We start from the raw sequence: 13,987 nt of genomic DNA on the forward strand, positions 1-13,987 counted from the left end.
GGCTGTACTGGCCTACCTACTGTTGACGGTGGTGATCTTCACCCTGCTGGGCGGGGCGTTGAAGTTGGTCGAGCGACTGTGAACACGGCCAATGCCGTCGGTCTGACGCTGGCCCTGGCGGTGGTAGCGCTGCTGGTGGCCGCACTGCTGTTCCCGGAACGGTTCTAGTTGAGTACCACAACGGCGGGCGTGCTGTTCCTGGCGTCACTGGTCGTGGCGCTGGTGGCGGTGCACGTACCCCTGGGCGACTACATGTATCGGGTCTACACCCGCGAAACGCACTCCCGCAGTGAGCGATTCGTCTATCGGTCGATCGGGGTCAACCCGGAGTCCGAGCAGACCTGGGCCGGCTACGCGCGCAGTGTTCTGGCGTTCTCGGCCGTGTGCGTGGTGTTTCTGTTCGTTTTGCAGCTCATCCAGGGAAAGCTTCCCCTGCATCTGCATGAGCCGGCGACATCGATGACGCCCGGGTTGGCGTGGAACACCGCGGTCAGCTTTGTCACCAACACCAACTGGCAGGCCTATGCCGGCGAGTCGACGCAAGGGCATCTGGTGCAGATGGCCGGCCTGGCGGTGCAGAACTTCGTCTCCGCCGCGGTCGGCATGGCCGTCGCCGTCGCGTTTGTTCGCGGGTTCGTCGGTCGGCGCACCGCAGTGCTGGGCTCGTTCTGGGTGGATCTGGTTCGCGGCACGCTACGGATTCTGTTGCCGATCGCGCTCGTCGGCGCGACGGTGTTGATCGCCGGCGGGGTCGTCCAGAACTTTCACCTCAACGATCAGACGATCACGACCCTGACCGGTGCACCTCAGACCATTCCCGGCGGTCCGGTGGCCAGCCAGGAGGTGATCAAGCTGCTCGGCACCAACGGGGGCGGCTTCTACAACGCCAACTCCGCGCATCCGTTCGAGAACCCGACCGCGTGGACCAACTGGATCGAGATCTTCCTGCTGGTGGTCATCGCGTTCTCGCTGCCCCGCACTTTCGGCCGAATGGTGGGCAACACCAAGCAAGGCCACGCCATCGCCGCCGTCATGGCCGTGATCGCCCTCCTTAGCGTCAGCCTGCTCAGCTGGTCGCAGCTGGCGCATCACGGCACCGTCCCGACCGCCGTGGGGGCGGCGACGGAAGGGATCGAGCAGCGGCTCGGGGTGGCCGACTCGGCGGTCTTCGCCGCGGCGACCACGCTGACCTCCACCGGCGCAGTGGATTCCACCCACGACTCCTATACCAGCCTGGGCGGCCTGCTGACGATGGTCAACATGCAGCTTGGGGAGGTCGCCCCCGGAGGTGTCGGCTCTGGCCTGTACGGCATCTTGATCCTCGCGGTGATCACCGTGTTCGTCGCGGGTTTGATGGTCGGGCGGACCCCGGAATACCTGGGCAAGAAGATCAGTCCACGCGAGATCAAGCTGGCGGCAAGCTATTTCCTGGTGACACCGGTGGTTGTGCTGTGTGGAACGGCGATCTCGATTGCGTTGCCTGGCCCGCGCTCGGCAATGGCCAACACCGGACCGCACGGGCTTTCCGAGGTGCTCTACGCATTCACCTCCGCGGCAAACAACAATGGCTCCGCGTTCGCCGGCTTGGCAGCCGACGGGACATGGTACGAGACCGCGCTGGGGGTAGCGATGCTCATCGGCAGGTTCCTGCCGATGGTCCTGGTGCTTGCACTGGCCGGGGCGCTCGCGGCGCAGGGTCAGACGCCGGAATCCATTGGCACGCTGCCCACCCACAAACCCCAATTCGTCGGCATGGTCGTCGGGGTGACGCTTATTCTGGTCGCCCTCACCTTCCTGCCGGCACTGGCCTTGGGGCCACTCGCTGAAGGGCTGCACTGAAATGCGCTCGGCCACAACTGTATCGCCGCCGTCGGCGCTAGCCGCTCAGGGGCGGGTGTCGGGCGGGCTGCTCGACTCCACCATGCTGCTGGCATCACTGCCCGCGGCATTGCGCAAGCTCGATCCCCGCACCCTGTGGCGTAACCCGGTGATGCTGATCGTCGAGGTCGGCGCGGTGTGGTCCACGATGCTGGCTATCGGCGAGCCGACCTGGTTCGGCTGGCTGATCGTGTGCTGGTTGTGGCTGACCGTGGTCATTGCGAATCTGGCCGAGGCGGTCGCCGAAGGCCGCGGGAAAGCGCAGGCCGACGCGCTGCGAAAGTCCAAGTCCGACACCATCGCACGTCGGCTGCGTGGCTGGACGCCCAATACGCCCGGCGCCGAAGAGGCGGTCGCCGCGCCGCTGCTGCAACGGGGCGACATCGTCGTCGTCGAAGCGGGCCAGATCATCCCGGGAGACGGCGACGTGGTGGAGGGCATCGCGTCGGTGGACGAATCGGCGATCACCGGTGAATCGGCCCCGGTGATCCGCGAATCCGGCGGCGACCGTTCCGCGGTCACCGGCGGGACACTGGTGTTGTCGGACCGGATCGTAGTCCGAATCACCCAGAAGCCAGGGCAGAGCTTTGTCGACCGGATGATCGCGCTGGTTGAGGGCGCCAACCGGCAGAAGACCCCGAACGAGATCGCGCTGAACATTCTGCTGGCCGCCCTGACCCTGATTTTCGTGGTGGCGGTCGCAACGCTGCAACCATTGGCGATCTACTCCAAGGCCAACAACCCGGGCGTCGCGGATACGGCGGCGCTCGACGGCAACGGTGTCACCGGCATCGTCTTGGTGGCGCTGCTGGTCTGCCTGATCCCTACCACGATCGGTGCGCTGTTGTCGGCCATCGGAATTGCAGGCATGGACCGGCTGGTGCAGCGCAATGTGCTCGCCATGTCCGGCCGGGCTGTCGAGGCCGCCGGCGACGTCAACACATTGCTGCTGGACAAGACCGGCACGATCACGCTGGGTAATCGGCAGGCATCCGATTTTCTGCCAGTATGCGGGGTATCCGCCGCCGAACTCGCCGACGCCGCACAACTATCCAGCCTTGCCGATGAAACTCCCGAAGGCCGTTCCATCGTGGTCTACGCCAAGGAGGCCTACGGGCTGCGAACCCGGACACCGGGCGAGCTCACCACGGCGTCCTGGGTCGAGTTCACCGCGGTGACCCGGATGTCCGGTGTCGATATCGGCGGTCGCCAATTGCGGAAGGGCGCCGCCAATTCCGTTAGCGACTGGGTGCGTGGCCACGGCGGGGACATCCCCTCGGAGCTCGGCCGGATCGTGGATGGCATCAGCGCTGCCGGCGGAACGCCGCTGGTGGTCGGCGAGGTGCTCGTCGGCGGTCCCGCCGTGGTGCTCGGTGTCATTCATCTGCGGGACGTGGTGAAGCAGGGTATGCGGGAGCGGTTCGACGCGATGCGCCGGATGGGTATCCGGACCGTGATGATCACCGGGGACAACCCGTTGACTGCCAAGGCGATTGCCGACGAGGCCGGCGTTGACGACTTCCTCGCCGAAGCCACACCCGAAGACAAGCTGATGCTGATCAAACGCGAGCAGCAGGGTGGCCGACTGGTCGCGATGACCGGCGACGGAACCAACGACGCACCGGCGCTGGCGCAGGCCGACGTCGGGGTGGCGATGAACACCGGCACCAGCGCCGCCAAGGAGGCGGGCAACATGGTGGACCTGGACTCTGACCCCACCAAGCTGATCGAGATCGTGGAGATCGGCAAACAGCTGCTGATCACCCGAGGCGCCCTGACCACGTTCTCGATCGCCAACGACATCGCCAAGTATTTCGCCATCATCCCAGCGCTTTTCGTAACGATCTTCCCGGGCCTGGGGCTGCTCAACGTGATGAGGTTGTACAGCCCGCAGTCGGCGATCCTCTCGGCGGTGGTCTTCAATGCGCTGGTGATCGCGGCGCTGATTCCGCTCGCGTTGCGTGGGGTCCGCTACGTTCCGGGCAGCGCGTCCAAGCTGCTCAGCCGAAACCTCGCTGTCTACGGCCTGGGCGGGATCGTGGCCCCGTTCGTCGGGATCAAACTCATCGACCTGCTGGTTCAACTCCTGCCTGGGATGAGGTGACATGAGATTCGCGGGCTTGATTCGAGGCCACTGGGCCGCGTTGCGTGCGCTGCTCGTCTTGACGGCCGTCCTCGGTATCGGCTACCCGGTGTTCGTCTGGCTGGTGGCGCAGATCCCGGGCCTGCACAGTCGTGCGGAGGGCTCGTTGATCACCGACCCCGCTGGTCGACCGGTAGCGAGCGCACTGATCGGGCAATCGTTCACCGACCCTGCGGGCCTGTCGCTGCCGCAGTACTTTCAGGGCAGGCCGTCGGGAGCGGGAATCGGCTACGACGCGTTGGCTAGCGGAGCGAGCAATCTGGGCCCGGAGAGCATCGTCGACCTGCCCGATCGGCCGAGCCTGCTGACCCAGATCTGCGCCCGCAGTGTGGCCGTTGCGAAGACCGAAGGCCTTGATGCGGGGGCCGCGTCGCGGCCGTTCTGCACTGCCAGTGGGCGGGGCGCTGTGCTGGCGGTGTTCGGCCCACGTGGCCCAAACGGCACCGTCGCCCGCCCGACCAGTGTGGTCAGCGTCAACGAGCCGTGTGCCCCCGGCCGCGAGCCATTTGTATTCAGTTATCGCGGCGTTCGGGTGGCATGCGCCCGGCCCGGCGAGGACTACTCGGCCGGCCAGATCGTCCCGATCCGGGGCGCTGCGGCCGAGCACCCGCGGGTTCCCGCCGACGCGGTCACCGCCAGCGGCAGCGGCCTGGACCCCGATATCTCACCGTCCTACGCCGAGCTTCAAGTCGACCGGGTCGCAAAGGCCCGGGGGATTCCCGCCGAGCAGGTCCGCGCCGTGGTCCGCGCCCACCAGCGCGGGCGGCTGCTCGGATTCCTCGGTGAGGCGCGCGTCAATGTGGTCGCAGTGAACTTGGAACTGGACCACGAGCATCCTGTTCCGGGTTGCTGTTCCGATGGATGATCTACCCGTGACTGCTTATGGTTCGCGTGGCAGACGTGGGGAGTTGCGCATCTATCTGGGTGCGGCGCCCGGCGTCGGCAAGACGTTCGCGATGCTCGGTGAGGCTCACCGGCGGCTGGAGCGTGGCGCCGACCTGGTGGCCGCGGTGGTGGAGACGCACGGTCGCATAAAGACGGCGGAACTGTTGCAGGGAATCGAGGTCGTCCCGCCACGTTGGATTGCCTACCGAGGGAGGAGTTTTCCCGAACTCGACGTTCCCGCGGTGCTGGCGCGACGGCCGCAGGTTGTGCTCGTCGACGAGTTGGCTCACACCAATACGCCGGGCAGCGTGAACCCCAAACGGTGGCAGGACGTCGAGGAACTGCTCGCCGCGGGAATCACGGTGATCTCTACGGTCAACGTGCAGCACTTGGAGAGCCTCAACGACGTCGTCGCGCAGATCACCGGAGTTGAGCAGCAGGAGACGGTGCCGGATTCGTTCGTCCGTCAGGCCTCGCAGATCGAGCTCGTCGACATCCATCCGGAGGCGCTTCGCCGAAGGCTCGCCCACGGCAACGTCTACGCGCCGGAGAAGGTCGACGCGGCGTTGTCCAACTATTTCCGCGGCGGAAACCTCACCGCGCTAAGGGAATTGGCACTGCTATGGGTGGCTGACCAAGTGGACGCCGCGCTGGCGAAGTACCGTGCAGACAAGAAGATCACCGCCACCTGGGAAGCCCGCGAGCGGGTGGTGGTGGCCGTGACCGGTGGCCCGGAATCGGAGACGCTGGTACGGCGTGCCTCGCGGATCGCATCGAAGTCCAGCGCCGAGTTGCTGGCACTTCACGTGCTGGCCGGCGACGGACACTCGGCCGTTCCTAGTGCACGGATGGGAAAGATCCGTGAGCTGGCGGCCAGTCTGGGTGCCTCCCTACACGTCGTGGTCGGCGACGACGTGCCGACCGCACTGTTGGACTTCGCCCGAGAAGTCAACGCCACCCAATTGGTGATCGGGACGTCGCGGCGATCCCGTTGGGCGCACTTGTTCGACGAGGGCATCGGCGCCATGGTGGTGCGACGGTCGGGCAAGATCGACGTCCACATCGTGACGCATGAAGAGTCCAAGCAAGGCTTCCGAGTCACAGCGATATCGCCGCGGCAACGCCGATTGCTGCCGTGGCTGGCTGCGCTGCTCGTGCCGTCGGCGGTCTGCGCGATCACCGCGACATGGCTGGATCCGGTCCTGCGCCTGGGAGGCGAAAGTGCGCTGTTCTTCGTCAGCGTGCTGGCGGTGGCCTTACTTGGCGGTGTCGCCCCAGCGATTCTTTCGGCCTTGATCTCCGGGCTGCTGCTCAACTACTACCTGATCGATCCCCGGCACAGCTTCACCATCGCCGAAACCGATTCCGCGGTCACGGAGATCGTGCTGCTGTTGGTTGCGGTCGCGGTGTCGGTGCTCGTGGACCGTGCCGCCGAACGCGCCAGGGAGGCCGGGCGTGCATCCCAGGAGGCCGAGCTACTGGCTTTGTTCGCCGGGTCGGTGTTGCGGGGCGCCGACCTCGAGACGCTGCTGGAACGTGTCCGGGAGACATATTCCCTACGGGCGGTGAGCATCCTGCGGAGGCCTACCATCGACGGCCAGCAGGCTGGTCAGGCGGTGATCGCGGCCGCGGGCAATGACCCGTGTACCACTGTCGACGCTGCGGACACCGCCATCGACGTCGGCGACGACGAGTTCTGGATGCTGGTTGCCGGCAGGCAGTTGGCGGCGCGTGATCGACGGGTGCTGTCCGCGGTGGCCAAGCAGGCGGCCGGGTTGATCCGGCAACGTGAGTTGGCCGACGAGGCGAGCCGATCCGAGGCTGTCATGCGAGCCGACGAGCTGCGCCGCTCACTGCTGTCGGCGGTCAGCCACGATCTGCGTACGCCGCTGGCGGCGGCGAAGGCCGCGGCGTCGAGCCTGCGCGCCGACGACGTCGGATTCTCGCCGCAGGACACCAGCGAACTGCTGGCCACCGTGGAAGAGTCGATCGACCAACTCACCGCTCTGGTCGGAAACCTCCTCGACTCGTCCCGGTTGGCCGCCGGAGTGGTGCATCCCGAGCTGGGCCGCGTGTACCTGGAAGAAGTCGTGCAACGCGCCCTGGTCAGCATCGGGCGGGGCAACACCGGCTTCTTCCGCTCAGGCATTGACCGAGTCAAAGTCGACGTTGGTGACGAGGTGGCGTTGGCCGACGCCGGATTGTTGGAACGGGTGCTGGCCAATCTTCTGGACAACGCGTTGCGCTATGCACCCGATGGACCGATCCGGGTCAGTGCGTGTCGGGTCGGTGATCGAGTGCTGATCAATGTCGCCGATCAGGGGCCCGGCCTACCACCGGGCGGGGAGCGCCTCTTCGAGCCGTTTCAGCGGATCGGCGACCAGAACAACACCACCGGGATCGGCCTGGGCTTATCGGTGGCGCGGGGGTTCGTCGAGGCGATGGACGGAACGGTATCTGCCACCGAGACGCCGGGTGGCGGCCTCACCATGGTGGTGGATCTGGCCGCACCCCCGGCGACGTGACTACGGGTTACGCGTGCTTCCAGACAACCTTGTCCACTCCAGCGGCGTCACGGTAGACGACGCTGTCGGGCGCGGTGCCGTTCTTGACATCGAAGTAGAGCCGCCCACTGGCCTGGCTGCCTGCGGCGATCGGCGCGTTGGGCAGGCCGTCGACCTCATTGCCCTTCATCACCGCGAACGTCGAGCTGTTGACGGCACGTGCGTTGAAGTCAGCGATGTTCGGAGTGGGCGAACCGCTTACCGCCCGGGCGGTCACATCCGAGTACCAAATGCCGTCGTTGTGTCCGCTGGGTTGCAGGTCGCTGACGGTGTAGTCGATCGCCCCACCTGGGCTCTGAATCTCTTGCGTTTGGCCGAATCCGACGACCGTTGGGTCCGCAGAAGCCGGTGCCACCGCAAGCATTCCGGCCGTCGTGAGGCCGGCCGCTGCTACTGCCGTCTTCTTGGCGATCTGGGAGAACATCACGGTAAAACTCCTTCCGCTAGGTTCTCCCAGGCATATCCGCGCCGGCGGATTTCAAAACCTCAAAAATTCACACTTCGAATCGATAGCCCATCCCCGCCTCGGTGAGCAGGTGTTTGGGGTTCGACGGATCGTTCTCGAGTTTGCGGCGCAACTGCGCCAGATAGACCCGAAGATATTGAGTTTCCTTTGCGTATGCCGGGCCCCATACCTGGGTGAGTAACTCGTCGCGGCCGACCAGCTTTCCCCGGTTTCGCACCAGCATCTCCAGCATGCCCCATTCGGTGGGAGTCAGATGGACCTCGCCGCCGTTCTTGGTGACTTTCTTGGCGGCCAGATCCACGGTGAACGAAGCGGTTTCCACTATTGGCTGGTCGGTTTCGGCGGTCGCGGCGTTGCGTCGTGCGGCGGCGCGCAGCCGAGCCAGGAATTCGTCCATTCCGAATGGCTTGGTCACGTAGTCGTCGGCGCCGGCGTCGAGCGCCTCCACCTTGTCGGCCGAGTCGGTGCGAGCGGACAGCACGATCACCGGCACGGTCAGCCAGCCCCGCAGTCCGGCCAGCACCTCGATGCCGGAGATGTCGGGCAGCCCCAGATCGAGGATCACCACGTCCGGGCGTTGCTCGGCGGCGGCACGCAGGGCGCCGGCGCCGGTGGCCGCGGTGACGACTTCGTAACCGCGCACCGACAGGTTGATCTTCAGCGCGCGCAGTATCTGCGGCTCGTCGTCGACTACCAGGACTCGTGTGCTCATCAGCTCTCTCCCGCCGGTGCGGCCAGGTCGACCACCATGGTCAACCCGCCGCCCGGTGTCTCCGTCGCCGAAATGGTGCCGCCCATCGCCTCGGTGAAACCCCGTGCCACTGATAGCCCGAGACCGACGCCGCTGGTGTTGTCGCGGTCGCCGAGGCGCTGGAACGGGTCGAACACGTGCGCTTCGCCGCCGCGGGGCAGTCCGCGCCCCTCGTCGGCAACGTTGATCAGGATCCGGTCGCCGACTTGGCCGGCGGTCACCCGCACCACGCTGTCGGAGGCGTAGCGCAGCGCGTTGTCGATCACGTTGGCGAGCACGCGTTCCAACAAGCCGGCGTCGGCCATCGCGACGGTCGGACCCACTTCGACCTTCACCTGGTCGAGGCCGCGTCCGAAGATGTTGCTGCGCTTGCCGATTCCGATCAGCGCGCGCTGCACTACCTCTTCCAGGTACACCTTGGTCAACTCCGGCCGGATCACACCCGCGGCCAGGCGCGAGGAGTCGAGCAGGTTGCCCACCAGGCCGGTGAGCTGATCGACTGATTCCTCCACCGTGGCCAGTAGTTCGGCGGTGTCGTCGGGGGAGAAGTCCACGTCGTCGGCCCGCAGACTCGACACCGCCGCCTTGGCTGCCGCCAGTGGGGTGCGCAGGTCGTGGCTGACCGCCGACAACAGGGAACGGCGCAGCTCGTCGGTCCGCATCACCGCGTCAGCCCTACCGGCCTCGGCGGCCAACTCCTCCTGACGGACCAGTCCGGCCGCCTGCCGAGCCACCACCGACAGCACCCGGCGGTCACGGGAGGCCAACTGCCGGCCGACCATCAGCATCCAGAACTCGTCGTCGCCGACGTCGATCGAGGTATCCGCGAGATCTACCGAAGTGCACGGATTTTCGCCGACCGAGGCGACGACTTCAGGAGTTGCACTGCTGGTCGGGACGCGGACCAGGCTCACCGCCCGCTGCGCGTAGGTTTCGCGAACCCGCTCCAGCAGGGTGTCCAGGTCCGCGCCGCGCAGCACCGACCCGGCGAACAGCGTCATCAATTCGGCTTCTCGGGACGCGCGGCCGGCTTCCCGGGTTCGTTTGGCCGCGCCGTCGACCAGGGCAGCCACCGCGACGGCAACCAACAGCAGGACGACTTCGGTCACCGCGACGTCGTGCTCGGCGATGGTGAAGTCACGCCGCGGCGCGAGCACGAAGTAGTTCAGCAAGGCTCCGGACAGCAACGCCGACAGCACGGCCGGAGCGATACCGCCGAGCAGAGCCACCACCAGCACGCCCACGAAAAACAGCGCGCTCTGGCCGGCGTCGAAGTAGCGGTCCAGCCAGCCCACCATGATCGCGCACATCAGGCACGGCACGATGACGGCGGCCAGCCACGAGGCAGCACGCCGCTCCCGCGCCGAGATAGACACTCCGCGGAAGCTCGGCTTGGCGTCCTCGTAGGTGACGATGTGGACGTCGATGTCGCCGGACTGCTGCACCACTGCCGCACCGACACCCTCGTCGAGGATGCGCGCCCAACGGGAGCGGCGCGAAGTGCCGATCACCAACTGGGTGGCGTTGACGTCGCGGGCGAAGTCCAGCAGCGCGGCCGGCACGTCGTCGCCGATCACGGTGTGCAGCGAGGCGCCCAGGCTGATCGCCAATTGGCGGATCTTGCCCACCCGGGGTGCCGGCGCACCTGAGATCCCGTCGTCACCCAGGACATGCAGCACCAACAGGTCACCGCCGGCCTTCGACGCGATTCGCGAGGCTCGCCGGACCAGGGCCTCAGACTCCGGGCCACCGGTCACCGCCGCGACGATGCGTTCCCGTGCCTCCCAGGTCTCGGTGATCTTCTTGTCGGCACGGTAGCGAGTGAGTGTCGCGTCAACCTGCCCTGCCAGCCACAGCAGCGCCAATTCCCGCAGCGCGGTCAGCGTCTCGCCGCGGAAGTAGTTGGCCAACGCCGCATCGACCTTCTCCGGCGGATAGACGTTGCCGTGGGACAGCCTGCGGCGCAATGCCTCCGGTGCGACGTCGATGAGTTCGATCTGCGCGGCTTGGCGCACGACCGCGTCGGGGACGGTGTCGTGCTGGGTGGTCCCGGTGATCTTGGCGACAACGTCGCTCAGACTCTCCAGCTGCTGCACGTTGACGGTGGAGACCACGGTGATACCGGCGGCAAGCAGCTCTTCGATGTCTTGCCAGCGTTTGGGATTGCGGCTGCCCGCGGGGTTGGTGTGCGCGAGATCGTCGATCAACACCACCTCCGGGTGGCGGGTCAGCACCGCGTCGACATCTAGTTCCCCGCCGGGCTCGCCGATGATCTCGATGCCCTGCAACAGCTCCGCGGTCTGGTTGCGCCCGTGTGTTTCGACCGCGGCCGCGACGACGTCGGTGCCACGGCCGGTGCGGCGGTGCGCTTCACCGAGCATTGCGTAGGTCTTACCGACCCCCGGCGAGGCTCCGAGGTAGATGCGGAGTTCTCCCCGTGGTTCTGCAGGCTGCCCGGCTTGTCTCACGAGACTCACCAGACCATCATCGCGGCAACCGACGGCATCAGCCAGCGACGACAGGCCGCACCATCACAGTGGGTTTGAACCCATACCGCGGGTTGCTCAGGCCGGAGCCGCTGCGGCCGGCCGACGCCACACCTGGCACACCGGCCCCCACCGTGTTGACGGTGCCGGCCTCCTCGGCCTCGGTCCAGCCGTGGCTGACCAGAGTGGCGTTGCTCTCGGGGATGGATGTGGCCGTTGTCGGGACGGCCGCCGGCCAACTCTGGGGCACCGACAGGCCGCCCACCGGGGCGGCTGTGGCACTGGTTGCCAGCACCGGGGCGCGGCCGATGGCCGTCCCCTGTGGCGTGCCGACCGAGTCCACCAGTAACGGTGAAGTCACCGCCTCCGCCGCACCGCCGTGCGCGATGGCGATGGCGCTGGCGATGCCGGCGAACGCGTGCCACGCACCGGCGTTGGTCAATGCCGAGCTGTAGGTCTGAATCCCGTTCCAAATGCCGATGTTCTGGGTCGAGTTGATGAAGTTGGACAGGAAGTCGGTCAGCCCGCCCTGGGCGGGCCCGGCGGCCAATGGCGCGGCCAGGGCCTGCATGGCGGTCGGCAACCCCGACACCAGCTGCGACAACCCGTTCTGTGCGCTGCCGGCAGACGCCTGGGCGACAGCTGCACCCTGACCGGCGATCCCGGCCGGGTTAGTGCTGGGAGCGGGTGAGTTCAGCGGTTGTAGCGTCCCGGCAAGCGCCGAGGAGGCCGCGTAGCCGTACATGGCCAAGGCATCCTGTGCCCACATCTCGGCGTACTGCGCCTCCACCGCCGCGATTGCTGCGGTGTTGAACCCCAGGAAATTCGTCGCAACCAGCGCCGCGAACTGTGCCCGGTTGGCGGCGACCACCGCCGGGGGCACCGTCATTGCAAACGCCGCTTCATAGGCGGCGGCCGATGCCGACGCCTGGGCGGCGGCGTGCTCGGCGGCGGCGGCCGTGGTGTTCAGCCACGCCACGTAGGGCCGGACTGCGGCGGCCATCGCCGCTGCGGCCGGGCCCCGCCACTCTTCGTCGGTCAGCGTCGAGATCACTGACTCATAGGAGGCCGCTGTCGTGGCCAGCTCGGCGCCTAGCGAGTTCCATGTCGTTGCGGCAGCCGTCATCGGCGCGGCCCCGGCGCCCGAGTACATCCGAGTGGAGTTGATCTCAGGGGGCAAAGCTGCGTAGTCCATGTCGTGGAAGTCCGTTTCCTCTAGTCGGTTTCGGCGAGGCGCGGGTCGCCGCTAGACGATCGGCTTGCGCGGCATCACGACCGGCTTGACGCCGTAGCGAGGCCGGCCGAACCCGGGGCCACCACGATCGGAAGAGGCGACTGCCGGTGCCCCCGCAGGCACCGTGGCGGCGCCGTGCGGCTCGGTCGGCGTCGGGCCTGCCGCGACCAGCGGGCGCGGTTCGGCGGCCGGTGCCGCCTCAGCGGCCCACCCCGGCGGCGTTGACAGTTTGTTGAGGCCGCTGCCCTGGCCGGCGGCCCCGGCGACCGGTGCGGCCGTGGCGGCACCGGTCGTGCTCTGCGAGACCAGGTTGCCCTGGCTGACGCCCTCGACGTGGTGGATGACGCCGGACGGGTTGGTGATGAAGCCGGTGCCCAGGCCGGTGAATGCCGAGGCGGCGGAGCCGATGTTCGTGCCGTTCATCGTGGCCAGGATCGCGGAGTTGCTGGCGACTCCGCCCAGCCCGAAGGTCGGGTCGGCGACCCCCGAGCCGGTGCTCCCCAGACCGGAGGTGGCGGTGCCCAATCCGGCCGCTGCCGAGTTGGCGGTCTCGGTCTCCCCGTAGGAATCAGCGCTGACGCGCAGGGTGTGAATGAACATCTCCTGCATTGCCGCGGCCTGCGCGCTGATCTGCTGGTACAGGGTGCCGTAGGCGGAGAACTGGGCGGCCTGCAGTGCGGAGACCTCGTCGGCGGCGGCTGGGGCCAGCCCGGTGATCGGGCCGGCCGCGGCCGCGTTCTGGGCGTTCAGCGCACCGGCGATCGTCGCTAGATTGCCGGACGCCGCGGCCAGCGCCTCGGGCTGCGTGGTCAGGAACGACATGACATCTCCTCGGCGGATACGAGCCGGACCCCAGCTGGGCTCGGTCACCGTCCACTGTTTCGTCGGACTCCCGACGGTCAGAGGTCGTTAACGAGTTCTTTACGGTCTCGCTCGGATTATTGACGGTTTGCTTTCAGGCCCAGCTGGAGCCCACCGCGGCGTCGGTATTGGCCATGTTGTTGCCCGCCGACTGGACCTTCTGACCATGGGCGTTGGCCTGGGCATAGATGACCTGGAAGTTCCGCCCGAGCGCGGTGATGAACTCCTGGCAGGCCACCGAGCCGGCGCCGCCCCAGAAGTCCCCGGCGGCGAGCACGTCGTGCACGATCGCCTGGTGCTCGGCCTCAAGGGCTGCGGCCTGGGCGCGGATCAACGCGCCATGGGCGTCGACGTCGCCGAACTGGTAGTTGATAGACATCTGAATCATCACTCCTTGTGTTAGCTACTCAAGATCTGCTGCGAGGCGGCTTCCTGCTGTTCATACTGGTTGGCATCCCGGACAAGTCCGTCGCGTACGCCATGCAGCATGTTGACGATGTTGCTGAACGCGGTCTGCATCTGGCCCATCGTGTCGTAGGACGTGCGTTCGGCCAGCCCGCCCCAGCCGGAGCCGGAGATGCTGGTCGCTGATACCCACATCCGTCGAGCCTCGTCCTCCACGGTCTGGGCGTGCGCATCGAATCGGGCCGCCGTCGAACGCATGGCGTCGGGGTCGGTCATGAAACGTGTGGTCATTGGTGTAGCTCCTTGATTGTTGG

General features: G+C 67.0%; 12 protein-coding genes. 5 read left to right on the top strand and 7 right to left on the bottom strand.

Annotated elements, in window-relative coordinates; genetic code table 11:
- Positions 1-78: 78 nt before the first annotated feature.
- The 5 genes from ACKY0X_RS05110 to ACKY0X_RS05130 are packed head-to-tail and all read left to right on the top strand — an operon-like array spanning position 79 to position 7,431.
- The gene (locus ACKY0X_RS05110; RefSeq protein ID WP_409428568.1) at positions 79-168 is read left to right on the top strand and encodes a potassium-transporting ATPase subunit F; all 90 of its coding nucleotides are present in this window, start codon (positions 79-81) and stop codon (positions 166-168) included.
- Positions 169-1,839: a potassium-transporting ATPase subunit KdpA gene (gene kdpA, locus ACKY0X_RS05115; RefSeq protein ID WP_409428569.1), complete on the top strand. Its 1,671-nt coding sequence runs from the start codon at positions 169-171 to the stop codon at positions 1,837-1,839. It abuts the gene before it with no gap.
- Position 1,840: 1 nt separating this feature from the next.
- Complete coding sequence (kdpB, locus tag ACKY0X_RS05120) at positions 1,841-3,982, top strand: potassium-transporting ATPase subunit KdpB (RefSeq protein ID WP_409428570.1); 2,142 nt, start codon at positions 1,841-1,843, stop codon at positions 3,980-3,982.
- Position 3,983: 1 nt separating this feature from the next.
- Positions 3,984-4,886 carry a potassium-transporting ATPase subunit C gene (locus ACKY0X_RS05125; protein WP_409428571.1) on the top strand — a complete coding sequence of 301 codons (903 nt, stop codon included), beginning with the start codon at positions 3,984-3,986 and terminating at the stop codon, positions 4,884-4,886.
- 7 nt (positions 4,887-4,893) lie between these two features.
- Positions 4,894-7,431: an ATP-binding protein gene (locus tag ACKY0X_RS05130; protein ID WP_409428572.1), complete on the top strand. Its 2,538-nt coding sequence runs from the start codon at positions 4,894-4,896 to the stop codon at positions 7,429-7,431.
- A 7-nt stretch (positions 7,432-7,438) separates the two neighbouring features.
- Here ACKY0X_RS05130 and ACKY0X_RS05135 read toward each other — a convergent pair whose 3' ends face one another.
- From ACKY0X_RS05135 to ACKY0X_RS05165, 7 genes are all read right to left on the bottom strand, one after another.
- Entirely contained in the window at positions 7,439-7,897 is a 459-nt protein-coding gene (locus tag ACKY0X_RS05135) for a DUF1942 domain-containing protein (protein WP_409428573.1), read from the bottom strand.
- Between the two features lie 67 nt (positions 7,898-7,964).
- Positions 7,965-8,648: a response regulator gene (locus ACKY0X_RS05140; RefSeq protein ID WP_046283970.1), complete on the bottom strand. Its 684-nt coding sequence runs from the start codon at positions 8,646-8,648 to the stop codon at positions 7,965-7,967.
- A complete protein-coding gene (locus ACKY0X_RS05145) occupies positions 8,648-11,155 on the bottom strand; it encodes an ATP-binding protein (protein WP_409429513.1) in 2,508 nt (835 codons plus the stop codon). Before ACKY0X_RS05145 ends, ACKY0X_RS05140 begins: the two co-directional genes overlap by 1 nt.
- 37 nt (positions 11,156-11,192) lie before the next feature.
- Positions 11,193-12,368, bottom strand: coding sequence for a PPE family protein (locus ACKY0X_RS05150; protein WP_409428574.1), 1,176 nt, complete (start codon positions 12,366-12,368; stop codon positions 11,193-11,195).
- A gap of 51 nt (positions 12,369-12,419) precedes the next feature.
- Positions 12,420-13,229 (bottom strand): PE family protein, encoded by an 810-nt coding sequence (locus ACKY0X_RS05155; protein ID WP_409428575.1) that lies wholly within the window; start codon positions 13,227-13,229, stop codon positions 12,420-12,422.
- Between the two features lie 133 nt (positions 13,230-13,362).
- Positions 13,363-13,647 (bottom strand): WXG100 family type VII secretion target, encoded by a 285-nt coding sequence (locus tag ACKY0X_RS05160; RefSeq protein WP_409429514.1) that lies wholly within the window; start codon positions 13,645-13,647, stop codon positions 13,363-13,365.
- 20 nt (positions 13,648-13,667) lie between these two features.
- The gene (locus ACKY0X_RS05165) at positions 13,668-13,964 is read right to left on the bottom strand and encodes a WXG100 family type VII secretion target (RefSeq protein ID WP_409428576.1); all 297 of its coding nucleotides are present in this window, start codon (positions 13,962-13,964) and stop codon (positions 13,668-13,670) included.
- Between the last annotated feature and the right edge of the window lie 23 nt (positions 13,965-13,987).

It is taken from the genome of Mycobacterium sp. SMC-11, from assembly GCF_046250095.1.
In the GTDB taxonomy this organism is placed as follows: domain Bacteria; phylum Actinomycetota; class Actinomycetes; order Mycobacteriales; family Mycobacteriaceae; genus Mycobacterium; species Mycobacterium heraklionense_A.

Coding starts and splice junctions, on each gene's coding strand:
- ACKY0X_RS05155 (WP_409428575.1), bottom strand. CDS start 13,229: ATGTCGTTCCTGACCACGCAGCCCGAGGCGCTGGCCGCGGCGTCCGGC.
- ACKY0X_RS05150 (WP_409428574.1), bottom strand. CDS start 12,368: ATGGACTACGCAGCTTTGCCCCCTGAGATCAACTCCACTCGGATGTAC.
- kdpB (WP_409428570.1), top strand. CDS start 1,841: ATGCGCTCGGCCACAACTGTATCGCCGCCGTCGGCGCTAGCCGCTCAG.
- ACKY0X_RS05160 (WP_409429514.1), bottom strand. CDS start 13,647: ATGTCTATCAACTACCAGTTCGGCGACGTCGACGCCCATGGCGCGTTG.
- ACKY0X_RS05165 (WP_409428576.1), bottom strand. CDS start 13,964: ATGACCACACGTTTCATGACCGACCCCGACGCCATGCGTTCGACGGCG.
- ACKY0X_RS05140 (WP_046283970.1), bottom strand. CDS start 8,648: ATGAGCACACGAGTCCTGGTAGTCGACGACGAGCCGCAGATACTGCGC.
- ACKY0X_RS05125 (WP_409428571.1), top strand. CDS start 3,984: ATGAGATTCGCGGGCTTGATTCGAGGCCACTGGGCCGCGTTGCGTGCG.